This window comes from Actinomadura chokoriensis, from assembly GCF_039529475.1.
Taxonomy (GTDB): domain Bacteria; phylum Actinomycetota; class Actinomycetes; order Streptosporangiales; family Streptosporangiaceae; genus Spirillospora; species Spirillospora bangladeshensis.
Window position 1 is genome coordinate 13,308 of the sequence record NZ_BAAAMW010000008.1, and the last position, 22,905, is coordinate 36,212.

The window sequence follows — 22,905 nt, forward strand, 5'->3', positions numbered from 1 at the left end:
AGACGGGCATGACTGGTTTGAGGCGTTCTGCCGCGTGTCCGCCCCTGTACCGGACGATCGGACTGGGGCATCACGTCCTGGCCACGGCGCATCGTGCGTCGGTGTTGACGCCCCCTGCCGGTGGCTGACTGGGCTGCCAGAGTGCGGGTGGTACCAGGCCAGGCTGGACAGGGCTGAGACCGGTGAAGAATTCGGCGATCCGGGTGGGGGTGCGGAGCCGGTAGGGGGCGGCGCCGGTGGCGTTGTAGGTCTCCTGTGCGAAGGCGAGCGCGGTTTTGGTAGTGGTTGCGTCGGACAGCGCAAGAAAGCTGCCGGGTGCCAGGGCGTCCATCAGGCGGCGCACGATCGCATGGGCGTCGTCGGTGTTGTCGATGTGGCCCATGACCCCGATGAGCAGGATGGCGACCGGCTCGTCGAGGTCGAGGTGGCGGGCAGCGCCGACCAGAACGGCTTCGGTGTCGGCGACGTCGGCGTGGACGAGGTTGGCGGCGCAGCATGGGTCACTGTTCAGCAGTCGGATGCGAATGCTCACCAGCGGGTCGTTGTCGACGTAGACGGTCCGAGCGTTGCGGGCTGCCGATCGCGCGACGATGTGGGTGTCGGTGAGGTCCTTCGGCGCCGGGAGGCCGGGACCGATGTCGATGAACTGCCGCACCTTCTGTTTGGTGAGATATTCGATCGCCTGGCGCTTGAAGCTGCGCTGGCTCACCACTAGGTGTGCGAGGTCGGGATAGACCTCTTGGAAGGTGTCGGCGGCCTGTCGGTCGGCCTCGTAGTGGTCGTTGCCTCCCAGGATGTAGTCCCAGATCCGTGCAGAATGCGGTACCAGCCGGTCGACATCGTCCAACGAGAGTGCTTTAACGCTGGCGTTCGGCGAAGTCCGCTCCGGTTGCAATGGTGCCGTAGGGCTGAGCGCGTTAACGCTGTCGTCGGCGTCCTGGTCTTCTCGGCCCGGGGTGGGCGGTGGCGGTAGTTCGGAAGCCGTCATGTCCGGGAGGGAAAGACCTGCGGCGTTCAGCACGGTGCAGGCGTAGTCGAGTAGTTGCCCAGCGCATTCCCGATGGAGCATCCCGCCGAAGTTTCCGAGTTCTGCGGCAATGCGTTTCCACTCGAGGTCGGTGATGTCGCGTCCCATGAACTGGGTGAACCAGTCCCGGTTCAGCGTGGTGACGGCAAGGCCGTATCGGTCGGCGATGTCCAACAGCACGCGGGTGGGATCGCCGTCGTAGTGGTTGTCGACCAGTGCCTCCAGCCAGGCGTACCGACGGGAGGCGCGCTCGGCGTTCAGCAACTCGTGGACCTCGCGGGCGCGGTAGCGACGGTGGCCGCCCACCGTGCGGATCGAGGAAAGCTTGCCTTCCTGTGCCCAGCGTGTGACGGTCTTGGGGTCCACCCGGAACAGGGCGGCGACCTCGGCGGGTGTGAGCAGGTCAGGTGAAGTCATGAGTACTGAGGTTTCGACGAAGGGAAGGGGGCGGTGCGGCCCTGGGTTGGGGCCGGTGGCGGCCAAGGGCCGCACCGCAGGTCATGCGGCAGGTTCTTGTGCGCCTTCAGGCGGGACTGGCGCGGGCTGCAGGGCAGTCACGTGGGCCAGGCGCTGCGACCACTGGCCTTTGCCGGTGCCCAGGGCGGACTCGGCGAGGCGCTGGAGCTGGATGTCACCGGTCCCGGCGGGTGCATCGATATGGAAGGCGTCCCGCACCAGGCGTTCGATCGGGCGGTCGCGCCGAAGGCCGGCCGCGGCGTGGATCTTCATCGCGGCAAGGGCCGATTCCATCAGCGATTCCACGCCCCGGTACTTCGCGCTGATCAGCTCGTCGTCGCAGGGCTGACCAAGGTCGAGCATGTGGGCGGCCTGGTAGGCCAGTGTGCGGGCGGTCATCGTCCGCTCGTTGATCTGCCCGATGCGCTGCTCGATGGTGCGCAGCGCGGTGAGAGGGGCGTCCCGGCGGTGGCGTTCCTTGGCGAACCGGACGGTCTCCTCCAGCAGCGCCTGGTGGATGCCCAGCGCGACGGCGGTGAGGTTCGGCCGACCGTACAGGACCGACGAACTGTAGGCGACGTCGAGTCCCTCGCCCTCGACACCGATCATGTTGTGGGCCGGGACCCGGACGTCCCTCATGACCAGGTCACCGAAGCTGAATCCATGCAGCCCCAGACACGGCCGGTATGGGACCAGCGTCAGGCCGGGCCGGTCGTGCTCCACCAAAAACGCCGACAGGCTCTTGGACTTACGGATGTCGTCGCCGCCGGTGCGGACGATGACGCCGTGGAGATGTCCTATATGGGAGTTGCCGACGTAGAGTTTCCGGCCATTCAGTACCCAGTCGTCGCCGTCGCGGTGGGCGCTGGCCTGCATGTCCAGCACGTTCCCGCCCGATTCCTCTTCGGTCACCGCGATCGTCGGTAGGCACTCGCCAGCGGCGATCGGCGGCAGCCAGCACTGTTTCTGCTGCTCGGTACCGAAGTGGATGATCTTGGCTGCGCCGAGCTGGGACGCCTGGACCAAGGCGCCCATCGCTCCCGATACGCGGGCCAGTTCCTCGATCACGATGGTTTTGGCGAGATGACCGGCACCCATGCCGCCGTATTCGCGAGGGATGGTCACCCCGATCCACCCCTGCCGGGCGATGCGGGTGGGCAGGACGTGGTCGATGGCGGCAGAGGATTCCGTCTCAGCAACCCGGGGCGCGACCTCGGCTTCGACGAAGTCGCGGACTGCCTTGCGCAGGTCCCGGTGGTCGTCGGTCTCGAACACGGACACCATCCCTTTCCACTTGGGGCCACTGCCGGGCGGTCGGACCCGGCGTCATCGTCGCGGCCAGGTATCAGCCGCTCCGAGAGTCGGAGCTGTGCCGACCTCGGCCGGCGCCAGCGGCGAGCAGATCCGCCAGCGCGTCGCGGTGCCCTTTGATCAACTCCAGCGACGTCTGGCGGGTCCCATTGGGAAGCGCCCGGGTCCCCACCACACATACGCTGCCCAACACGGTTCCCGTCGCCTCATGAATGAGTGGCGCCCCCGCGTAGGTCCGCACTCCGAGCCGGTCGACGACCGGGTTGGACGCAAACTGTGGTTTGGCGCACACATCGGCCAGAACGAGAGCCTTGGTGCGATCAAGCATTTCGGGGCAGAACCCGTGGTCGGGTCGCATGGTGCGATCCACCGCGCGCATGCCCGCCGGGTTGTACAGGCCAACGAAGGTCTGATCGTCGCGCAGGAACAGGTTCACCATCGCGTACAAGTTCTGGGCGTGGTCGCCGAGTTCGGCTGCGAAGGTGCCGGAGATCTGGGCGGCGAAGCGGTCGAACTCGGCGTCCGGTTCTCCCAGGCCGAGTTCGGCCAGTAGCTTCACCCTGTCCTCGGCCTGGTCGTGCCAGGTGGGGACCTCTAGGCCGGCGTCGGCGTCGTATCTCATGCGGGTGCTCCGATGGATCGCTGGGGTGTGGAGTCTCGGCGGGTGAGGGCGTGCCCGACCAGCGTGAGCAGAACTGTGATGGCGGACGCTGGTCGCGGGCGTCGCAGCGCACGATCGGCACGTGCTCGGGAACTTCGAGTGCCTCACGCACCTCAGTGGACGTGTAGCGGTAGGGGGCATCGTCGAACTCATTCATCGCGACGATGAACGGCATCTGGGTCTGCTCGAAGTAGCCGACTGCGGTGAAGGCATCGGCCAAGCGCCGAGTGTCGGCCAGCACCACGGCGCCGACCGCGCCGATGACCAGGTCGTCCCAGGTGAACCAGAACCGATCCTGGCCGGGCGTGCCGAAGAGGTAGAGCACCATCTGCTGCCTGGGGAAGGTGAGGCGGCCGAAGTCCAGGGCGACGGTGGTGGTGGACTTGCGTTCAATCCCCCTCAGGGAATCAATCCCGTCACTGATCTCGGTCAGGCACTCTTCGGTGGTCAGCGGCTCGATCTCGCTGGCTGCACCGATCATGGTCGTCTTGCCGACTCCGAACCCGCCACTGATGATGATCTTCGCCGAGGTCCTGCCGGCGGCCGGGCTGGGCGGCATGGAGTCAGGCGACATCGGACAGCCTCGTTTCCAGGCCAGACCGCAACGCCTCCAGCAACTGCAGCTGATCGGGAGCGTCGGGGCCGGGTAGTGCCATGACCAGCGTCCCGCGGTCGACCAGATCGGACAGGATGATCTTCGTGACCTGGATGGGATGGCCGATCAGGGCTGCGATCTCGGCGACCGAGCAGGGCTGGAGGCTGCACAACTCGACGGCCCGGACGGCCTCGGGTGCCATCCTCGCAGCGCGGGTCAGATCCCCGGCCTCCAGCAACGTGACCAGCCGCATCGCATGCTTGGGACGGGTCCGGCCACCGGTGATCCCATAGGGACGGACCTCCTCGGTGTCATAGGTATCCCAGGGCTCACGGTCCGCTGCTGCTTCGGCAGTCCATTGGGGGCCTGGTGGAGAAGGAGATGGAGTGCCCGCCATGTCACCGGGCCTCACAACCGCGGGTACCAGAGCTTGGGCTGGAGTGGGCGTCGCCTCGGGGGCGGGTGGCCAGGTGATCGGCCACGCTTCCGACCAGCAGGCCGATCTCGTGGCCGATGACGCCTGGGTCGGAGTCCGGGCGTGCCAACACCCCCAGCACGCTGCCGACGAGTCCGGTGCCGCCGTGCCGTTCGTAGTCGGCGCTCACCACGAACACCAGAACGCCGTCGTCCTCGATGACGGCCTGGCGGAAACCGCTGGTCTTGAGGCCGCTGATGGCGCCGGCCGACCGCGCCAGCGAGTGCAGGCTGGCAACCCATGCCGCGGCCTTGTCAGCCTGATCGTCGGCCAGGCGGGCAGCCGCCGTCTTCAGACCGTCCCGTGAGACCAGCAGGGCGGCGGTAACACCGATCACCCGGCCCACGAACTCGTCCAACAGCCAACTCAGTCCCTCATCGGCCGGTGTCGAACCGGCCGTGATGGGGGTCATGCGCGTCGTCATGCTCGTCACTCCGTACCTGCGAAGGGGGTTCAGCCGGTCTCCGGCTCTGTGATGTCGTCCTGCTGCGCGGCGGCTTTTCCCTTCCGCATCCCGGCGGTGAAGGCCGCCATCAGCCCGAGGCTCGGCGGCTGGGCCGGCGCCTGGGCTGCGGGGCCAGGGGTTCGGGCCGACGGCCCCGCATGGCTGCGCCGAGGCAGCGGAGGTTTGCCGTCCTGGTGCGGCTCGGACGTCTCCGAGGATTCGGCCGCCGGTGGGAGATGCGGTGGGAACTCATGCATCGCGACCCCGTTCAGGGCAGCTTCATCCGCTCCCGACGCCGGGACGATGATGGGATCAGGCAAAGTCATGGCAGGCCGAACGGACACGTGGACTGAGCTGCGGGGCAGCTCCCCCATATGCCAAGCGGGGCCTTCGGCCGGGCTTGCCGCCCGATTCGGGGCCGAAGCAGGGTCCACCAGCAGCGCCGGCGGAATGACGACCAGGGCTCGCGTCCCGGCCTCCTCCGGATGCAGTTCGACCCGCAGGCCAAGCCGATCGGCAAGCCGCGCGACCACCAGCACGCCGATCTGTCCCTGCCTGACCTGCTCGCGAGGGCTGGTCTCGTGCGGCTCGGACAGGATCCGCCGCAGCTCTGCCAGTTTCTCGGCCGACAGCGGCAGGCCCCAGTCGCGGATTTCGATGCCCAGCCCGTCGGGTGTCTCGACCGGCGCCATGAGCACGGTGGTATCCCGGCGGGAGAACCGGGTTGAGTTCTCCACCAGCTCAGCCAGCACATGAATGATTGATGGGCCCGCATAGCCCACCACCGGCACATCACTATCGGGAAGGATCAGCCCGACTCGCCTGAACTGCTCGACCTCGGCGACCGCCTGGCGCAGGACCGTCGACATCGGCATCGGTGACTTGGCCCGCCGCGCGGTAACGCCGCCGAGCACCGCCATCCGCTCGGCGGCACGGCGCAGCTGGGTCGCCATGTGATCGAGCGCGTACAACTCGTCGAGGAGATCAGGATCCTCGTACTCCTTCTCGATCGCCTTGAGCCGGGCCAGCATTCGGCTCACCAGCGAATGCACCCGGTATCCGACGTAGACCAGAACCTCCCGGTCGGGCTCGTCTGCTACGTCCGGCCTGGCGATCGGAGCATGTTTCAGGCGGGCGCGGGCACGCACGTCAGCGTCGATCGCCGCGGCGATGGCCTCGGAGGCGCTGACGATGTCGCCGGCCCGGCAGAATGGCTGGAACCAACAGGTCCCGATCCGCGGGGGGTTGGGGAAGCGCCGTTGCCAATGCCAGTACAGGCCGTCCAGTCCCTGGGCCGGCAGCAGGAACGCCGTCCGCCCGGCATGGGGATGGACATCCATTCGCTGCGCGGTCACCGCCATCACACCCGCCGGGCCAACGGCCTCCGATGCGTGCAGCCCTCGGGCGGCGAGGCCCTCGACCAGCTCGCGCGCGCGGTCAGCGGCCTGTCCGGACGGTTGGTCGCTGCCTGACCGAACCGGGGCATGAAGCGGATGAGCCGTCACGACAACACCCCAACGCCGCACCACAGGTCGCCCGAGGCGGGAACTGGCCGTAAGTCGGATTCCGGGCGCCGCGCCGGAGCCGAGACCGGCCCCCGCGCAAGCAACTTCATCCCGGCGCAGAAGGCCCCAAGGGCCGCGGGGTTGCGGACGCACGGCGGGCCAGGAGTGATGCCAGCGCACATACTCCCAAGACCGGCAAGGCCTTGGTCATATTCGGCGGTCAGATGGCAGAAAGCGATGTGGCTACCAGCCGCCAGCGCCGTCCGGAAGGCAGAGATGGCTGCAACGGCCTGGGGATCACTGAGGACGTCCAAGCTATTGATCAGCAGCACGGCCACCGGACGATCCAAGTCCAGAGTGTCGGCGGCGCCCGCCAGCACCGCGCGGGGATCGTCCAGTCCCGCGTGCACGAACCCGCAGGTATCGGCTCGGTCGCTGAACAAGCAGGCGCCGACATAAAGCATCACCAACTCGTCAGCGTCGGCGTACACGACGCGGACGTCCGGATTGACCGACTGGGCGATGGCATGGACATCGCTGTACATCGGCATGTCGACACCGGCCACCAAAATCTGGTCGATGCCTTCCCCGACCAGCGCCCGCACCACCCGGCTACGGAACGCCAGCCGTTGCCGGGCCAGAGCCTCGATCTGCGGGAAGCGCGCGGCAACTTTCTCGCCGAGGGCGCGATCAGCTGGGTTGTAGTCGGTCCCGCCACCCCAGAAGGCCCACAGGCGCGCGATGGCCGGACGGTCGCCGTCGTATCCCCCGCTCAATCCGAGGGCAGCGGCTCGCCAGTCGAAAGCCGTGTCGCCGCTCACCGAGCACCACCCGGCGTGCGAACCCGACCATGCCGAGAGTCGGGAAGCACGGCAGCCATGCCGACAACCCGGACATGCCGCCCCGACTGCCCGTCGCGTGGCGTAGGAAGGCCCCACCGGCCGACGTCACACAGCGCCGGCGGATCGACCGCATCCCAGTCGATGAGGAGGTCTGCGATCTCCTCCTCCGTGCGGAAGTAGATGCGGCTGGTGGCGTCGACGTACGCCAGCTCCATGCCGGAGACCCGCCGCCGGTCCGTCGCAGAGGACGTCGCATGCGACATCACGAGCACGCTGCCGGGCGCCAGACGCTGCCGCAGGTTGTCGACCACGCCCTTGACCTGATCGTCGGCGACGAAATGCAGCACGGCCGCCAAGACCACGACCATGCGCTCAGCAACGTTCAGACTCGTCTTCAGGTCCGGGTTGCCGAAGATGGTGTCGAGGTCCCTGACGTCTCCCTCCAGGATCCGCTTGTATCCGGGACGAAGACCGCGGGCGTGGGCGAGAACGACGGGGTCGTTGTCGCAGCCGACCACGACAGCACCAGGGCACACTTGGTGAACGTGGTCCTCCACGCTCGGCAGGGGTACGCCACTGAGGATTCCGGCACCGACATCCAGGACTTGACCGATGCCATGGGTCTTGGCCGCCCACGCGGCGGCACGCCCGGCGAACAGGAAGTTCTCCCGCGCCACAACTCCGGCGTCGGGTGCGGACCGGAGCACAGCCTCGGCAGCAGCACGGTCGACTTCGAACCACGCGCTCCCGCCAAGGTAGTAGCTGTACATGCGGGCAGTGCTCGGCCGAGTGAACGCCAAGGCCGGGTGACTCCTGCCGGCGGTCACGACGCGGCCAGTTCTATCAGCTTGGCGTCCAGCGCTTCCGGGGTGTCGGCGTCGAGCAAGTTCGGCTTGTTGAACAGTTCCCGAGGCACCGGGAAGCGCTGCGCCCACCAACGGCCCTGGTCGGAGCAAATGAAGCTCCAGTCGGGGTGGCGTGCCTTCAGGTCCGCCTTGTCGGGGCCACGTCCAGCGGAGTGGTGTAAGAGTAGCCTCCGCGTGATCCTGTTTCTGCAGGTTAAGCTGTGAGTTCTCGATTGTCGATCTTGGGATCGGGTGTGGTGCCCTCGACCACCCGCAGTCGGGCTTTGGCCAGGAATTCCAGGCCCATGTAGCGGCGGGCCTCGGTCCACTCGTCGGTCTGCTCCATCAGCACCGCGCCGACCAGGCGGACGATCGCGGCCCGGTGAGGGAAGATCCCGACCACGTCGGTGCGCCTGCGGATCTCCTTGTTCAGGCGCTCCTGCGGGTTGTTGGACCAGATCTGCCGCCAGAGCTGGCGCGGGAAGCCGGTGAAGGCCAGCAGATCGGGTCTGGCCTGGTCCAGGTGCTCGGCCGCGTCGGGGTGCTTGGCCTCCAGCGAGGCAACGACCCGTGCGTGCTGGGCGGCCACTTCTTCGGCGGCGGGCTGGTCGAAGATGGTCCGCACCAGCGTCGCCACCCACGGCTGCGCCGACTTGGGCACCCTGGTCAGCAGGTTGCGCAGGTAATGCGTCCGGCATCGCTGCCAGCCCGCGCCCGGCAGCGTCGACCCGATCGCCTCGACCAGGCCGCGATGCGCATCGGAGATCACCAGCTGGACGCCCGACAGGCCGCGCGCGACGAGCCCGCGCAGGAAGGCGAGCCAGCCGGCTCCGTCCTCGGCCGAGGTGACCTCGATCCCGAGGATCTCGCGGTGCCCGTCGGCGTTGACGCCGGTGGCCACCAGCACGTGCACGTTGACGATCCGGCCGCCCTCGCGGACCTTCTGCGTCAGGGCGTCCACCCACACGAACGCATACGGTCCGCCCTCCAGCGGCCGGTTGCGGAACGCGGCGACCTGCGCGTCCAGCACCTTGGACATCTCCGACACCTGGCTTTTGGAGATGCCCTTGATGCCCATCTGCTCGACCAGCTTGTCCACCCTGCGTGTCGACACCCCCAGGAGATAGGAGGTGGCGACCACGCTGACCAGGGCCTGCTCGGCCCGGCGGCGCCGCTCCAGCAGCCACTCGGGAAAGTAGGACCCGCTGCGCAGTTTCGGGATCGCCAACTCGACGGTGCCGGCGCGGGTGTCCCAGTCCCGGACCCGGTAGCCGTTGCGGCGGTTGACCCGGTCCTCTGAGCGGGTCCCGTAATCGGCCCCGCACACCGCATCGGCCTCCGCGCTCATGAGGGCCTCGGCCATCGTCTTGACCATCGACCGCAACACATCGGGCTCACACGCCCCGATCTGCTCGGCCAGCCAGCCCGCAGGGTCCACACTGTTGTCCACGGCCATCGCGTTCCTCTCCTTCTGATCTTGGTCGATTCGAAGGATCACGCGATGGCCGTCTCACGTCACGACGCCACGCCCTCTGACCAGGTCAAACTCATACACCACCTCCGTGGACGCAACCCTTGTCGGCCGCGACTGAGGCCGCGGGCGATGGCTCGGCTGTGGGCATGTTGGATTCCTTGACGGGGAGTTGTCTGGACACGGAGGGCGCGGACATATACGCACGCGAGGCGTCAACCTGCCCGCATGCATCTCCGAGGGGATGTGCGAACGCTTGGCCGGGTGTAATCCCGCACCACTGGTGCTGGCTCCCTGGGAGTAAGGCCAGGCGCCGACGCCGGTCTCGCGTCGATACCGTGCTCATAGCCGAACTCCATTCCGGTCAGCCCAAGAGCGGCCGACGTTTGCACGCCGGCAGCCGAGGCCGTCTTAGTCCCGCGTCGCCTTCCGCTCACCACAAGACCGCGTTCGGCACTAGCGTGGAAGGCGTTGTCCGTTGACCGGGCCGAGCAGCCAACGGCTCGTAATAGTCCGCACCGGGGTGAAACGGTGGGAACGATGACCTTCAATGAGACCTTCGGCGAGGCGCTCCGCCGACTGATGACCAACCGCGGGATCGGCGTCCGCGCCATCGCAAGACAGGTTCCATGCGACGCCGGGCACGTTTCCAAGCTTTGCCACGGACACAAGAGCCCATCCGAGCAGTTAGCCGCCCGACTCGACGCCATCCTCGACGCGGGCGGACTACTCATTGACCTCGCCCGGACAACACCAGAAGTCCCAGTTCAGGCCAGTAGCGTGAATCCTGGGGCGCACGCCGACGAGTGGGGGGAGGACGACGAGATGCAACGACGGCGACTCTTGCAGGCACTGGCCACCCTCGGTGCCGCCTCCTCCCCCGCGGTCGAGGCCGTCCAATGCATCCGCGACGGAGTCGACCGGGCCATCGGCCGGGACGAGTCATCTCATCTGGACGAATGGGAGGAAACGGTTGCCGAATACGGCTACACCTACCTGCTCCTTCCCCCTCACAGGCTGCTGCGCGACCTCGCCGCCGACCTGGTCACAGTCCAGCGGATCACCGGCCGCCGCACCGGCGACCGGTCACTGCCCTCGTGGTACAGGGTCACCGGCGGACTGGCCGCACTCATGGCCAAGACGCTGTGCAACATGGGGCAACCACGGATCGCCCGCGACTGGTGGGTCACCGCGCAACACGCCGCGGACGCCTCGCGCGATGTGGATCTTGGCCTGTGGATCCGCGGCGAGCAGATAGTGCACGGCCTGTACGAGAAGCGGCCCCCAGTGATCCTGCTGCGCAAGGCGGACCAGGCGGTCGCCTCGGGCACGGCATGCCGAGGGCTGCTCCATGTGCGCACGGTTCGCGGGCAGTTGCTCGCCTTGGAGGGCGCCCATGAAGAGGCAACGGCGGAATTGAGGGTGTGCGAGGAGATCTTCGGCCGCCTCCCGGCTTCGGTGACCGATGAGGTGCGGTCCGTCGCCGGGTGGGCCGAGGACCGTCTGCGCTACACCGAGGCGTGGGTCCATGCACACGCCGGCGAACGCGACAGACTCGATCGCGCCGCGGCCCGCGCCGCGCAGGTCCTTCCAGGCGATGATCCGCGTGTGCACGTCCAGCTCGACCTGCTGCGCGCGGCCGGGCACGTGCGCGCCGGGGACACCGCCGTGGGGGTGCAGCACGCCCACACGGTCTACGAGACCCAGCCCGATGAGCACCGGACGGTGATGGTGACGAGCCTCGCCCGCCAGGTCGCCGAGGCCGTCCCGGCGCGCGATCGTGATCTCCCGGTCGTCGTCGGCTATCGGGAGCTGTTGTCTTCCGGTGCGGCGCGCAGTGCCATCACGTAGAGATCGAACCACGGCTCGGTCTCGCCCTCGCCACCGGGCGTGCGACCGACATGCCGCCAACCCCACCGCCGATACATCGCCTGAACCTCGTGCTCATGCGGTGCTGTGGCGAGAGTGGCTCGCTCTTCCGGCCGTGCTGTGAGCAAGTCGTCCAGGAGGCGGCGTCCGAGGCCGCTACCGCGATGGGAAGGCCGCACCGCAAGATCGATCACGGCGAACGTCCGTTCGCCAGTCTCGGCGGTGAACGCCTCAGACGCGGACGGCTTCAGCCCGTCCCACCAGTGCGACCCGATAGGCAGCGGCGTCCCGTAGGCAAAACCGGCCAGCACGCCGTCACGGCGGGCGGTTACCACGTCAAAACCGGATCGAGCGAGCAGGCCGGCCATGCGGGCCCGATAATCGCCCAGGTCGTAGCCCGGGAACGCTTCGGCGTACACCGCCTCGATCTCGCTGAACCGGGCCCGCGCGCCGTCACCGTCAAGGTGCTCGATGTCCACATCCCCGAGTGTTCCCTAGGAGCTCCCGATTCGTTCCAGGATGGTGCGGTTGAGTGTTCGTAGCGGCAGTCTCCTAGCCATGACGTCGAGCTTGAAGCACTTGAAGCCGGGCACCCTCGTTAGAAATCGGGCTCCGGCCGCCGATGACGTCCCTGCTCAGCCGCTCGCCAATACCGTTCCCGTCCGCGATTGCGGCTGATGGCCCGGGTCGTCCGGGTCGCGCGGATCGGTGGGATCGCTCGGCGGATGGTGCCGCAACTCCAGCCGCTCGCGCGGGACCTTGCTGTAGTCCTGCCCGGTGATGGGAGCGACCTCACCGGCCGCAACGCGCGCGTGGCGTCCCACGTGACCGTCCCGACGGACCTCAAGCCAGAGAAGACGAGCCCACCACGTGCGGTCGGGATGCTGCCGCTCCCAGACGAGCAGATACACAGGACACCGATGGCCCGGAAGGTGACAACAGGCGGAACTCGCACGGCAAACCATCAGAGTATCGAACATATATTCTAGTCTGCCCATGCTGTCCTCCCCCGCAATGGCCGGCGGCCTCGGCCGAGACCGGCCCGGTCGGCGGCTGGAGGTGCCGTCAGCCGGTTGGGCCGTCTGATCCGGGCGCCCCGTCGTTGCCGGGCCTGCCGTTGCCGGGTTCGGGAGGCTGGACTTCATCGACCGGTGCGTCCAGCCGCGGCCACAGCTTCTGGAAGCGCTCCTGGGCTGCGGCGGCATCGGGCAGTCCCAGCACTGCTGCGATCTGCACCCGGTCCAGACCGGCCTTCCGTACGGCGGCAACCAGTCGGCTTCCAGCCGGTCCAAGTCGAGCCGCGCGGCTTGCAGCACCACAAGAGGCCGCGCCCAGGTCGGTGACGGTCGGCTCTTGTCGATGGTCGCGGTTTTCAACGGTGGGGACCTGTGGCGGCTCTGGAATGGGCACGAGGATCGGGGTGGCCTGGTAGCCCTCTCTGAAGGCCCGTTGTTGCCGTTCGGAACTGCCACGCCATCACCCCGGCCGAGCTGGCAAGCCGAAGCAAACTCGATCTCTGATGCGCCTGCCGTGTCCAAGGTCCTGGTGGCTGGGGTTGGTCGTGACAGATGAAGATTGGGTCCAGGGTGTCGGCGCGCTCCCGCTGAACGGCCTGGAGCTGGTCGACCCAGGCTGATCAACCTACTGTGCTGGCGCCCCGGCCCGAGCCAGCAGCCCCTGCCGCCCGTCCCTGACGAATTGCCCCAGTTCCGCGGCGCCGCCAGGACGGAACGAGAGGTTGGTGCGGCGGCATCTCGCGCAAGCCGCCGGCCGGCCAGCTCGCAACCAAACTGAGAATCCCGCATGGCGTTACCTGCCATGGGGCGCCCGCTCGCCCACGCCGTCTGCCCTCTCACAAGGTCGAGCGCATGTCGGCATGGACATGAGCAGGTTGAAGGCGTCGTCTCTCGCCAGCAGTGGCAGACGAGGGGGCGGGGAAGGGTCGGTGGCGCTTGTGACCACGCCGTCGGGGGAAATCCTCGCGGGTCCCTCGGTGTGAGTCGATATGGCTATCACAGGGATTTGGCTGCGTCCGCCGGGGAGGTCTTCGCCTTCGCTGGTGTAGGCGAGCAGGAGCCACCGAGACGAGCTCTGACGGGACAAGAAGGCACGCGTTCGCTCATGGTCATCTGTGAGGACTAGGCCAGGGATTCGGTCCTCCTGGAGGGTGCCGAGGTCCATGCCGAACAACCGCCAGGCATCAGGACGGTTGAGCACGAGATCGGCAGGGACGGCTTTCCTGCGGATCAGAATCTCCATGGCTAGGTGGCGGGCGGCGCCTTCAGCGCCTGGGCCGGTCAGCGAAGTTCCCTTCGAGAGGATGGAGGTGATGCAGGTTCGCCTGGTCGCCACGTGGTCGGTCGTGGTTGGAGGCGTTGCTCGAGTCTTGGTGCGAAGACCTCTTTTCAGGTTGCTGAGCACGGATCTCGTCACCAGGAGGATGGTCTGCCGACGTTTGCCCATGGAGGCGGCAACCGCAAGCAGGGCCAGCAGCGCGATTGCTGCGGCCGAGGTGTTCGGCCACGGTGTGATGCGCAACCTCCTGGTCCGCGTAGGCGCGTGCTGAGGTTCCTTCAACGGCGTTGGCGCGGTAGCCGACGGCCCTGTCGGTGATGGCTGCGTTTCGGTGTTGCTTGTTGGGCGGGTCCGTGGGGTTGCGAGCGTCGCGTCCGATGAGGACCTACTCGTCTGGTCCCGCCCGGCCTGTTGGCGGTAGTGCTTCGTGGGCTTGTGGCGACGAAGATGCTCGGACGGCTTCGCTGTGGAGTCGCGGATGACGTCGCCCCAGTCCGGGTCACGGCCGGTGCGGAGGCTCTCCAAGACCTCATTGCGGGCACGGCTGCAGGCCTTCTTCCTGTTCACGTATCGGCTGGCGACCGGTCCTATGGAAGGGCAAGTCGCGGTGCTGCGGACGGTGATGAGGCCTGTGCTCTTCTGCGCGGAGATATGGGGTAGGACGACGGCACCGACGAGAAGGGCGGAGTTGACGACGACTGGGACCCATCGCATCAGCCGCGTTGGTCCTCGTTCCCGGCGGCGATGCGAGGGGCTGGCCGTCTCACGCTTCGCACCGGCCGTCCCGCCGACAACCGCCCTTTCACGCATATGGGCCTCGCCGGCTGGGGCGGCTCCAGTACTGGTCCGCTGGGAGTATGGGCGGGTGGCGTTCCAGGCGCCATGGCCTGTGCGGATCGCGGCGGGGCCATCTGATTGCGAGGATGAGCGCGATGGGCCAGCCGAAGGCGGTGGTGCAGCAAATCACGTTGAAGAGGATGACGATGGCTATGTCGTCGACACCGCGAGCCAGTGCGATGAGAGTCGGCAGGACCGCCAGAAATGCGAGAAGCCCGATCATCGCGAGCCAGAAGTAGAGGCTATTGAGGACTGCGGTCATCATCGTGTCCCTCCGTTCGGTCAGAGGTTTCGTCGTCGGTTTCGGTCGGGGGCCTGGGGCGGCGTTCGGCGCCCGGACGGGGTTTCGAAGGGCTGCTTTTCGGTCATTTCGAGTGCCTCGTCGACGGAGAAGGGGAAGTCCTCTGCCGCCCCGGCTATGTCCGTGCCCCGGTCAGGGTGTAAAGCGGGAGTCTCTGGAACGGCCTTGGCGATGATGTGTTCCGGCAGGTTCGTGGCGATTTCCAGAACACTGCGCAGTTCCGCAGGCTGGGGCTCGTGTCCCTGATGGCGAAGCTTGGTCCGTAGCTCGTCGGCGAGTTGGCCGGCGCGCTGGATCTGGCGTGCTTCTTCCCACTCGTCGCGGTCCGGGCCATGGACGCGTGCGGCCCATTCGGTGCCGGTACCTTCAGGGAGTTGCCCGCGTGAGGGCGCCGGGTCTCCGGTCCTGATGTGCGGGTCGCGAGTGAAGAACGGGGCCGCTTCCGCCATGGCATTGAACGGCTCCTTGCCTTCGCTGCGCAGCCGATCGTAGTGAGCCATCCCGTGTGGGTGCAGGCGGCGCAGCTGCTCTTCGCATCGGCGGACGGCGAGGCCGGCGGAGACATCGCCATCGGCGTACGGGACGGCCGCTCCCCACACTTCGGCGACGTCCAGCAGGTTGGCCTGGCGGAGCCACTCTCGGTCGTGGGCGCGCCCCAGCGGGAGCGGGCTTCGGCCAAGGCTGCCCGGCGAGCTTCGGCTTCTGCCTGTTCTGCCTTGCGATCCCTGGCCTGCTGAGCGGCCTTTAACCGGTACTTGCGCTGTGCAAGGAGTTGCTGCCCGGCGGCGGCAGCGGATACGAGCTGCACGAGCCGCTGCCCGCCGTGGTGGAGCCCCTCGGCGATCGGGTCCGGATGGTTCTGGGTCATGCGGTCCTCCGGTGGGTGGGCTTGGTTGGGGTGGTGCGGGATCGATGTTGGGCGCCGGGTGCCTGCTCGGCATGGCTGGGAATCTTCGGTAATGAGGCGTCCGTGTCCGGGCTGATCGCCGAAGTGACGAGGCTGGTGATTTCGGTGACGGGCATGCCGGTCGTGCCCGCAACGCGGGTGACTTGCCGGGCGATCTGGTCGGGTGGCAGCTCGGCGATCAGAGCGGCGGCGGCACGAGCAGCGGCCAGCCGGGTCTCGATGAACTCGAGTTGTCCTCCGGACCTCTGCATTCTCTCATCTATCACCAGGTCAGCGAGGGGGATCACGGAAAGTAATGCCTCGCGAACAGCTGACTGTCTCGCGGGGGTCAGCAGCTCAGCCGGGTCTTGGCCTTGGGGTAGGACGGCTGCTTCGAGGCGGGTAGTGAGGCGATGGAGCGTAGGCCAGGCTCGGACCGCTCCGGCTCGTCCAGCGCGGTCGCCGTCGAGCGCGATGACGAGTCCAGATGCGTTCAGACTTGTGTGAGCGGCGATCGCGTTGACCTGAGCAGAGGTGATCGCTGTGCCGCAGGGAGCGACCGCGGCATAGGTCTGCGGCATGGTCATGTTGACGGCGATTGCATCGAGCGGGCCTTCGACCAGGAGCGGGCGGGCCGTGCCTGCGAGCTGCGCGCGTGTTTCGTGCAGGCCGAACAGAACCTCGCTCTTGCGGAAGAGCTCCGTCTCGGGAGTGTTGAGGTACTTCGGGCCTTGGGCCGCCTCGCGACGGCGGCCGATGAAGCCGACGATCTGCCCGTCCAGGTCGCGGAGGGGAAGCAGAACGCGGTCCCTGAGGAGATCGAAGGGTTCTCCCCCGTCTTTCTGCTTCGCCAGGCCGGCATGAATCAGTGTCTCGTCGGCGTGTCCCAAGGTGCGCAGGTGCTGCAGCAGGGCATTGCGGGACCGCGGGGCGAGCCCGATCTCCCATCGCCGCTGCACCGCCGAGCTGAAGCCGCGGCCAGCGAGGTAGCGGGCTCCCCAGCTGCCGCTGAGTTGTCCTTGGTAGAAGTTGTGCGCGTCGACCAGTGCCGCTCGGAGTTGGGGCAGGAGGTCGTCCGTCGGGCGCCGGGTCTGTCGGACTGCGCCCTCCTTCCGCACCACCTGTGAACCGGCGGCTCGTTGGGCTGATGCGGCTGGCGCGGTGGCCGGACGTGGGGCCAGGTCGGCCGCTGCGGCGAGGCCTTCTAGCTGACGCCGAAGCCGTGTGCTGGTGCGGACGATTTGCTCTCCCACCGCGCGAACTACGCCGAGTGAGTCAGTGCGAACGTCTGTCCCGGCCCAGTGCCGGGCCGTTGGGAACGACAGGTGCGCGATCGGCAACCCCTGGTCGGCCAGAACAATGTAGGCGACCGAGTCGGCAAGGACGCGTCGCACGCCGTGGCAGGAGACGTATTGCGCGCCGCTCGCGTCGAGGTAACCGCCGGAGCGCAATGCGTGGGCGAGCTGGTGAGCGAGCAGCGACGCCGCTGCCGTCTCGTCCAGTTCTGGGGCGACCTGGATGCGGCGGTCCGGGCGCCCGAGATAGGTCCAGCCTTGTCCCCGGTCGACGTAGAAGTCCAGGTCGGCAGCCACCTGGGAGAGCCGCCGCAGACCCTCAGCCGATGTGTGCGCCTTCCGCTCGATCGCCTGGCCGTCGGTCTGCTCGATGTCGAAGACCGTGCGCGGTTTTCCGCGCGTGGAGATGATGCGGATGCCGGTCTCGCCGCGGCGGACCTGCCGTCCCTGCTTCTGCCATGCGTCGTAGGAGCGGACGTCGGTCGCCGAGGGACGCTGGGCAGGAATCAGCAGCGTGTTGGTGAACCCGTACCTTCCATGTCGACTGGCGTGCTCCAGCCAGGTCTCCCATGCCAGACGTCCATCGGCGAGGCATGCGACAGTGTGATCGGCGATTCCTTGGAGGACGGCGAGCCGACGCCGCTGGTCTTCCGCCTCGGCGAGTTGCTCGTTCTCGGATGAGGTCGTCATGACGCCTCCCGCCTGGCCGACTCTTCACGGACTGCGGCAATCATCTGCGTGAGCCGGTAGTTGGCGATCGTGAAGCCCCGTTCGCGCAGGCGCCGACCGAGCCGATCCCGGCTGAACTGCACGCCTTCCCGTTCCACTTCACGGTGGAGTTGCCGGGCGATGTCCATCAGTTGGTCGTCTCGATGCGCCTCCTCGGAAGGGGCGGAGTCCGCGGCCGGATGTGGCGGCTGCTGGACGGGCATTCGGTTGAGGGCGAGCCGGTCGGCCAGCGGGGCGCGCCATCGCCACGACCATCGGCCGTAGTCCTGCTGGAGTTGGGCGACGGCCATCAGGTGGCGGTGCTCCAGATCGAGGCCTTCCCGGTATTCGGTGATGTGCCAGAGGACCATGCGCCGCCACAGCAGCAGGCTGGAGACCGGCGCGAAGAGCCATCGGGTCGTCGGGATCCGTTCGATCCGGCCAGCGGAGGTGAGCCCGACCCATCGACGGATCAAGTGCCGGACACCTTCGACCACCGTGATGAACAGGACGGGCATCGCCGCGTGCATCACGCTGCCGGCCAAGCTGCCGTGTGCGGCCGACACATTCACCAGAATGGTGCCGAAGATGTAGACCCAGGCGACCCAGCGCAGCACCGGCCAGGGCAGATCCAGGTACTCCATCAGCAGATCCCAGCCCAGCAGGATCAGGATGCCGACGTCCATGCCGACCGGAACGATCCACGCCAGGTTGCCGAAGTGCGGCTCGGCCACCTGCCGGATGGTGGTGAACGACCCGAGACCTCCTAGGATCGCCAGCGCTGCAATCAGAGGAGCGACCACGGCGGCCACCCACTTGACGACTCGGGCTTCTCGAGGCACGCGCGCGGCCTTCTTGGCGTCGGTGGCCGAAGGCGTCACTTCTGGTTGCTTGAGTGCGGTCATCGGAGACGCCTCTCGACCATCCAGACCAGCAGTCGCGCGACGTATCGGACCTCGTCAGTGGTGCCAAGCAGCCGCCCGTGGGCGGTGACGTAGGCGTAAGCGCCGTCGGCACCGGCACACAGAACCGTTTCGGACCACCCGTTGTGCCGGATCCTCAACCGCCAGCGTCCGTTACGCGGCTTCCGTGCCCGCACGCAGGCTCCCAGTCGCTTCAGCTCATAGTGCAGCCGGAGCAGCTTGGCACGCCGCTCTTCCAACTCGGCCTGCGTGGTCGTTGCCTGCTTCTGCATCGCGTCCCCCGGTGATGTCAGCCGATGATCCGAGACGGCCATCAACTAAAGTCTTTGACCAAGAAGATGCAGCACACGCAGACGTTGGTCAACTAAAGTATGCGGTTCGGCGTGTTGCGTTTTTCAAAACAACAGCGAGCATCACGTGCCTCGCCGTCTGCCCGCGTGCGGCGACGGCGTGCTCGGTGCAGAACTTGCTCGTGTCACAGGGGCTACGGGAGCCCATGGATTGGGGAATCCGGCCATGGCAAGCCGAGCCGGCGTGGACAAAACGGCCTTGTCAGGCTCCAGGTGATGGCCGGTCGCTGCGTGGTCGAGGTGCTGTCTCGCTCGGCGAGCCGCGCCGGCCTGTGCCTGGCGTTGTTGCAGCAACCGGATCTGGGTGATGGTCTCCACAAGGGCGATCAACCGGGTGACCAACACAAGAATGGAAACGGTGGTGCGGTCATGGGTCCCGGTGAGAGTCAGCAACCGCGCCGCGGTACGCAAGGCGTTGCCAGCTGAGCTGGGACGAGGGATGCGGCCGTAAGGTGAGCGGGCCGCCCGGTCGTAGGTGTCCGCGGCACGACGAAGATGGGAATTGCCGGTAGCTCTGGCCGCCACGTGCAAAGTGTCGGATGCGGCCCAGCAGGCGTCCTCGGCCTCGTAGGGGTTGGTGGCCAGATGCCGCCGGATCTGGGACGTGGCATAGGCCGCCGCGCGAGCCGCGTCGTCGTAGAACGCCTGCCGCTCTTCAGGCGTAAGGTCGTAGAGCGAAGAGGCAGGACCGCCGTCGACGTCCGATACCGGGCTCTCCCATCGTCGCTGGATGCGCTGAAGGGTAAGGTCATCGGCGAGCCGTCCACCGCTGTACCAGGTGGGCTCCTCGCCTTCGGCCAGCGCTACGGCGTAACCGGTGATTTGATCGGGATCGAGTCGGCTGTAGCGACGGCGCACCAGCAGGCCTTGTCGTTCGAGGAGATCGAGGAACTCGCCGGTCGTCCGGGCTTCGTCCGCCGCGCGGCGGACGGCCGTCCGCAGCACGGCGCGCGCCGTCCGCGCCGACAGATGCCGTCCAGACAGCGGACGAGGCCCCGGACGATCACCACCGTCAGACGCCCATCGGCAACGGAGCTTGGGCAGCGTGAGGTCACTGGCCAGCTTTCCGCCGCCGAACCACACGGGCCGTCCGGACGGCCCTACGTCATCCGGCAGTGCGACGGCGTAGCCAGTGACTGCGCCGGCGCAGCGTTCACTGTGACGCTTGTGGACCAGAACCCCTTCAGCCGCTAGCGCAGCGAAGAATTCGGCTTCCGTCCGGGCTCCCGCCGCCGCAGTGACCACATGCCGCCGCAGTACGCTGCGCGCCGGTTCCGTCCGACCGACGCGTTGGGACTTTTCGGTCTCGGCACGCTTGGGTCGCCGTGCCGCCGTCCGATCCGCCGGGGCCGTCCGCCGCAACCCGTAACGGTCCTCGACCGCGCGGCAGGCGGCACGGAGTCGGTAGCCGTCATTCCACACGTTGGGCCGTCTCCCGTCCTGGCGGGCCAGGGTCGCGACGATGTGGACGTGGTCGTCGGCGTGCCGGACGGCGAGCCAACGGACGGCTCCATCATCGCCGGACGGGGCCAGCCCGGTCCGCTCCATAATCTCGCCGGCAATCTCCCGCCACTGACGATCGCTGAGGAGCGGGTCGTCCGGGTGCGCCCGGACGGCCACATGCCACACCGGCTTGGGATGGTTGCGTTCACCCAACAGGTCGAGCGGCTGCTGCATCAGAGCGTCCAGACGGCGGAAGTCTCGCTTCCCGTCCCTTCCTATTGGTGGTTCAAGCGCTGCCGGGGCATCGAAGCCCGCAACGATATGCGGATCATGGTGCTCGTTACGGCGTCCCGGCCCGTACAAGTAGCGGATCAGCCCTGGAACGCGTTTACCTCGCATGACTTTGGCGATCACGCAGGCCCGCCGCACCACATCCGACTCGCATCACCAAGAGCCACGATTTCGCTCCAGTGCAACCGAGCGCGAGTCGTCGGCAGCCTCGACCTCATCGTCGATACTTCGGCGCATGGGTGCGTCGGAGGGCCCTTCTTATCTCTTCGGCGACCGCATCAATGTTTTGCGTCGAGTCCGCTGCGATCCGCGCATACTGTTCCAACGCGTAGGTGGGCCGGCCCGTCGAATGCAACGCCGCAACAGCCTGATTGAGATTGATCCCGACACGACGGGCCTGACCTGCAGCCTGCATCACCTCACCCAGCAACTCTGTCAGGGGCGACCACTGCGGCGGATCGGTCTGCATGGCCACAGCAACAGTGACCTCGCCGACATAAGCACTGACCGCCATGCCCACCCGTTCGGCCGCCGCCCGAACGACGGCGTACTCCTCCTCACTCAGGGGGATCCGCACCCCCACGTCCCGCCGCTGTCCACGCGTTCGGCGCCGACGACGCCCTTGCCCTTGTCGATGCCTCCCACCACCGTTCTCCCGCCGCGCCGCAAAGCGGGGACCTTCTCGGTCTCCAGGCGACACCTGACACCCCCTTCAGGGCTTCGAAGAACTCCGCCCATCACCTCTTCGGACCGCGCCCGGTCCGAAGCCCGTAAGTGTCACTTACGCCATTACTTGCCCCCGCGTCGGCGGAGCCCGGCGGACGGCAGCCGCCCTGTGGACAGATACGCCGGCGCAGTCCGCAGCGCCTCGTCCAAGGAGCCACGGTTACCTTCGAGCATGAGAGAGACGAGCTCGTCATCAGGCTCTCGGCCGACGAGGCCCTAGTGCTGTCGGGCCTGCGGACATCGTGCAGATGACCGACCTCTGCCGCATTGTCGGCGACACGGCCGTTTGGGGCCGTTGGGATCACCGGTGCGCTTGATAAGGCGCTGCCGTGGATCTTCGCGCCGGACAACGCAAAACAACTCGCTGCCGGACACGCACGCCACAGCGCCGCCCCTTATCGCTCCCCCAAGTCAGAGAAGGCGACATCACCGCCCGCACGGGGCGGGCCGGCACCATGACAGAGCCATAGCCCGTCCCTTAGGCACAGGGATGTCGATCCGCGCCGACAGCAGGGTCTGGCTGAATTGGGCCGCGTGCCGTTATCGGCCTACCGGCCACGACGTGGATGCGGCGGCTGCGGCGGCGAGCGAAGCTCCGGCGGCACGGCATCGGCCTGACCCGGACTCGGGAGCAGCTCGTTGATCGCACTCGGGAAGTCCTCACCTGCGGAGCTCACCTGGGTGTCTCCTCGCTCTGCCCGATCCACCTCTACATGCTGGTCGCGCGACGCCCCTTCACTGTCGGCCAAAGCATGGATGGGAGCAAGCGCACTCGCTGCCCGCCGGAAGCTCTCGCCGAGGTCGGCCGCCTGCTCAGTGACCCGCCCGAGCGCATTGTGGGCCGCAGTCACCGCAGGAACAGGGTCATCCTCGCGGTCATGCCCGAGCCTGCCGGCGTCGAGTTCCCGCGTCAGGAATGCGTCGATATGCTCTGCCGTTTGCGCTAGGCGGAAGGACGTCTGGGCGAGATTTCCCAGAACCGTGTACGCCGCGGTCGGCTCAGACAGCCCCGGAGGGCCTTGCGTCAGATGGTTGAGGGCTCGGACGCGTTCATGCAGCTCGCCAGCGAGCCGCTCGATGTCCTCATTGGTAGGGGTTTCGTGATCGTTCACGCGGGTTCTTCTCCAGTGTCGAAGGGGATTCGGCCATACAGCAGCCCTCTCGATAGACGACGGGTAACATGCTTTGGAATCGCTTGTAGCGGTCTTCTTCTGTTTGCGCTCTATGATGCCGTGAACTCGTACGGACGCCCAGCAGGCCCCTCGGCGTGTTGCCCTCCCGCCTCTCACGGGACTTCAGCAGCCAGTTGGTTCCATGCTCAAGTACTCGCTAGTGGTTGACCTGCGGG

The 22,905-nt window shown here is 67.3% G+C and carries 21 protein-coding genes and 2 pseudogenes; 1 reads left to right on the forward strand and 22 read right to left on the reverse strand.

Annotated features, from left to right (window positions below; genetic code table 11):
• Window positions 1-70 precede the first annotated feature (70 nt).
• The 11 genes and pseudogenes from ABFX46_RS18820 to ABFX46_RS18870 form a co-directional block, all read right to left on the reverse strand.
• Entirely contained in the window at window positions 71-1,135 is a 1,065-nt protein-coding gene (locus ABFX46_RS18820; RefSeq protein ID WP_346044202.1) for an SAM-dependent methyltransferase, read from the reverse strand.
• Between the two features lie 150 nt (window positions 1,136-1,285).
• Window positions 1,286-1,444, reverse strand: a pseudogene (locus ABFX46_RS18825) (BldC family transcriptional regulator); the annotation flags it as partial.
• 81 nt (window positions 1,445-1,525) lie between these two features.
• The gene (locus ABFX46_RS18830; protein WP_346043737.1) at window positions 1,526-2,767 is read right to left on the reverse strand and encodes an acyl-CoA dehydrogenase family protein; all 1,242 of its coding nucleotides are present in this window, start codon (window positions 2,765-2,767) and stop codon (window positions 1,526-1,528) included.
• A gap of 61 nt (window positions 2,768-2,828) precedes the next feature.
• Window positions 2,829-3,416, reverse strand: coding sequence for a GAF domain-containing protein (locus tag ABFX46_RS18835; protein WP_346043738.1), 588 nt, complete (start codon window positions 3,414-3,416; stop codon window positions 2,829-2,831).
• Between the two features lie 169 nt (window positions 3,417-3,585).
• Window positions 3,586-4,029 (reverse strand): annotated as a pseudogene (locus ABFX46_RS18840) (GTP-binding protein); the annotation flags it as partial.
• On the reverse strand, window positions 4,019-4,447 hold the full coding sequence (locus ABFX46_RS18845) for a DUF742 domain-containing protein (RefSeq protein WP_346043740.1): 429 nt from the start codon (window positions 4,445-4,447) through the stop codon (window positions 4,019-4,021). The pseudogene ABFX46_RS18840 and the gene ABFX46_RS18845, both read right to left, overlap by 11 nt.
• A gap of 1 nt (window position 4,448) precedes the next feature.
• Entirely contained in the window at window positions 4,449-4,949 is a 501-nt protein-coding gene (locus tag ABFX46_RS18850) for a roadblock/LC7 domain-containing protein (protein ID WP_346043742.1), read from the reverse strand.
• 29 nt (window positions 4,950-4,978) lie between these two features.
• Complete coding sequence (locus ABFX46_RS18855) at window positions 4,979-6,475, reverse strand: ATP-binding protein (RefSeq protein ID WP_346043743.1); 1,497 nt, start codon at window positions 6,473-6,475, stop codon at window positions 4,979-4,981.
• Window positions 6,472-7,296, reverse strand: a complete 825-nt coding sequence (locus ABFX46_RS18860; RefSeq protein WP_346043745.1) for an SAM-dependent methyltransferase — start codon at window positions 7,294-7,296, stop codon at window positions 6,472-6,474. The genes ABFX46_RS18855 and ABFX46_RS18860 overlap by 4 nt, the downstream gene beginning before the upstream one ends.
• Window positions 7,293-8,144, reverse strand: coding sequence for an SAM-dependent methyltransferase (locus tag ABFX46_RS18865; protein WP_346043747.1), 852 nt, complete (start codon window positions 8,142-8,144; stop codon window positions 7,293-7,295). The genes ABFX46_RS18860 and ABFX46_RS18865 overlap by 4 nt, the downstream gene beginning before the upstream one ends.
• Before the next feature lie 232 nt (window positions 8,145-8,376).
• Window positions 8,377-9,618 (reverse strand): IS256 family transposase, encoded by a 1,242-nt coding sequence (locus tag ABFX46_RS18870; protein ID WP_346043748.1) that lies wholly within the window; start codon window positions 9,616-9,618, stop codon window positions 8,377-8,379.
• A gap of 555 nt (window positions 9,619-10,173) precedes the next feature.
• Between ABFX46_RS18870 and ABFX46_RS18875 the strand changes: the two genes are divergently transcribed.
• Window positions 10,174-11,484, forward strand: coding sequence for a helix-turn-helix domain-containing protein (locus ABFX46_RS18875; RefSeq protein ID WP_346043750.1), 1,311 nt, complete (start codon window positions 10,174-10,176; stop codon window positions 11,482-11,484).
• Here ABFX46_RS18875 and ABFX46_RS18880 read toward each other — a convergent pair.
• The 11 genes from ABFX46_RS18880 to ABFX46_RS18930 form a co-directional block, all read right to left on the reverse strand.
• Window positions 11,436-11,981 carry a GNAT family N-acetyltransferase gene (locus tag ABFX46_RS18880; protein ID WP_346043752.1) on the reverse strand — a complete coding sequence of 182 codons (546 nt, stop codon included), beginning with the start codon at window positions 11,979-11,981 and terminating at the stop codon, window positions 11,436-11,438. The genes ABFX46_RS18875 and ABFX46_RS18880 overlap by 49 nt on opposite strands.
• Before the next feature lie 156 nt (window positions 11,982-12,137).
• Window positions 12,138-12,413: a hypothetical protein gene (locus ABFX46_RS18885; RefSeq protein ID WP_346043754.1), complete on the reverse strand. Its 276-nt coding sequence runs from the start codon at window positions 12,411-12,413 to the stop codon at window positions 12,138-12,140.
• A 154-nt stretch (window positions 12,414-12,567) separates the two neighbouring features.
• Window positions 12,568-12,738, reverse strand: coding sequence for a hypothetical protein (locus ABFX46_RS18890; RefSeq protein ID WP_346043755.1), 171 nt, complete (start codon window positions 12,736-12,738; stop codon window positions 12,568-12,570).
• Window positions 12,739-14,599: 1,861 nt separating this feature from the next.
• A complete protein-coding gene (locus tag ABFX46_RS18895; RefSeq protein WP_346043757.1) occupies window positions 14,600-14,899 on the reverse strand; it encodes a hypothetical protein in 300 nt (99 codons plus the stop codon).
• A gap of 17 nt (window positions 14,900-14,916) precedes the next feature.
• The gene (locus ABFX46_RS18900) at window positions 14,917-15,435 is read right to left on the reverse strand and encodes a hypothetical protein (RefSeq protein WP_346043759.1); all 519 of its coding nucleotides are present in this window, start codon (window positions 15,433-15,435) and stop codon (window positions 14,917-14,919) included.
• A gap of 364 nt (window positions 15,436-15,799) precedes the next feature.
• The gene (locus ABFX46_RS18905) at window positions 15,800-17,806 is read right to left on the reverse strand and encodes a toprim domain-containing protein (protein WP_346043760.1); all 2,007 of its coding nucleotides are present in this window, start codon (window positions 17,804-17,806) and stop codon (window positions 15,800-15,802) included.
• Entirely contained in the window at window positions 17,803-18,729 is a 927-nt protein-coding gene (locus ABFX46_RS18910; RefSeq protein WP_346043761.1) for a DUF2637 domain-containing protein, read from the reverse strand. Before ABFX46_RS18910 ends, ABFX46_RS18905 begins: the two co-directional genes overlap by 4 nt.
• Complete coding sequence (locus ABFX46_RS18915; protein WP_346043763.1) at window positions 18,726-19,061, reverse strand: hypothetical protein; 336 nt, start codon at window positions 19,059-19,061, stop codon at window positions 18,726-18,728. The genes ABFX46_RS18910 and ABFX46_RS18915 overlap by 4 nt, the downstream gene beginning before the upstream one ends.
• A gap of 99 nt (window positions 19,062-19,160) precedes the next feature.
• Entirely contained in the window at window positions 19,161-20,774 is a 1,614-nt protein-coding gene (locus ABFX46_RS18920; protein ID WP_346043765.1) for a relaxase/mobilization nuclease domain-containing protein, read from the reverse strand.
• Between the two features lie 271 nt (window positions 20,775-21,045).
• The gene (locus ABFX46_RS18925) at window positions 21,046-21,414 is read right to left on the reverse strand and encodes a hypothetical protein (protein ID WP_346043767.1); all 369 of its coding nucleotides are present in this window, start codon (window positions 21,412-21,414) and stop codon (window positions 21,046-21,048) included.
• Between the two features lie 691 nt (window positions 21,415-22,105).
• Complete coding sequence (locus ABFX46_RS18930; RefSeq protein WP_346043769.1) at window positions 22,106-22,669, reverse strand: hypothetical protein; 564 nt, start codon at window positions 22,667-22,669, stop codon at window positions 22,106-22,108.
• Window positions 22,670-22,905: the final 236 nt, after the last annotated feature.

Excerpts from the sequence above, each read along its gene's own strand:
- ABFX46_RS18845 (WP_346043740.1), bottom strand. The coding sequence starts at position 4,447 with ATGGCGGGCACTCCATCTCCTTCTCCACCAGGCCCCCAATGGACTGCC.
- ABFX46_RS18835 (WP_346043738.1), bottom strand. The coding sequence starts at position 3,416 with ATGAGATACGACGCCGACGCCGGCCTAGAGGTCCCCACCTGGCACGAC.
- ABFX46_RS18900 (WP_346043759.1), bottom strand. The coding sequence starts at position 15,435 with ATGGCTCACTACGATCGGCTGCGCAGCGAAGGCAAGGAGCCGTTCAAT.
- ABFX46_RS18895 (WP_346043757.1), bottom strand. The coding sequence starts at position 14,899 with ATGATGACCGCAGTCCTCAATAGCCTCTACTTCTGGCTCGCGATGATC.
- ABFX46_RS18850 (WP_346043742.1), bottom strand. The coding sequence starts at position 4,949 with ATGACGACGCGCATGACCCCCATCACGGCCGGTTCGACACCGGCCGAT.
- ABFX46_RS18830 (WP_346043737.1), bottom strand. The coding sequence starts at position 2,767 with ATGGTGTCCGTGTTCGAGACCGACGACCACCGGGACCTGCGCAAGGCA.
- ABFX46_RS18875 (WP_346043750.1), top strand. The coding sequence starts at position 10,174 with ATGACCTTCAATGAGACCTTCGGCGAGGCGCTCCGCCGACTGATGACC.
- ABFX46_RS18870 (WP_346043748.1), bottom strand. The coding sequence starts at position 9,618 with ATGGCCGTGGACAACAGTGTGGACCCTGCGGGCTGGCTGGCCGAGCAG.
- ABFX46_RS18820 (WP_346044202.1), bottom strand. The coding sequence starts at position 1,135 with ATGGGACGCGACATCACCGACCTCGAGTGGAAACGCATTGCCGCAGAA.
- ABFX46_RS18920 (WP_346043765.1), bottom strand. The coding sequence starts at position 20,774 with ATGCAGCAGCCGCTCGACCTGTTGGGTGAACGCAACCATCCCAAGCCG.
- ABFX46_RS18915 (WP_346043763.1), bottom strand. The coding sequence starts at position 19,061 with ATGGCCGTCTCGGATCATCGGCTGACATCACCGGGGGACGCGATGCAG.
- ABFX46_RS18905 (WP_346043760.1), bottom strand. The coding sequence starts at position 17,806 with ATGACGACCTCATCCGAGAACGAGCAACTCGCCGAGGCGGAAGACCAG.
- ABFX46_RS18910 (WP_346043761.1), bottom strand. The coding sequence starts at position 18,729 with ATGACCGCACTCAAGCAACCAGAAGTGACGCCTTCGGCCACCGACGCC.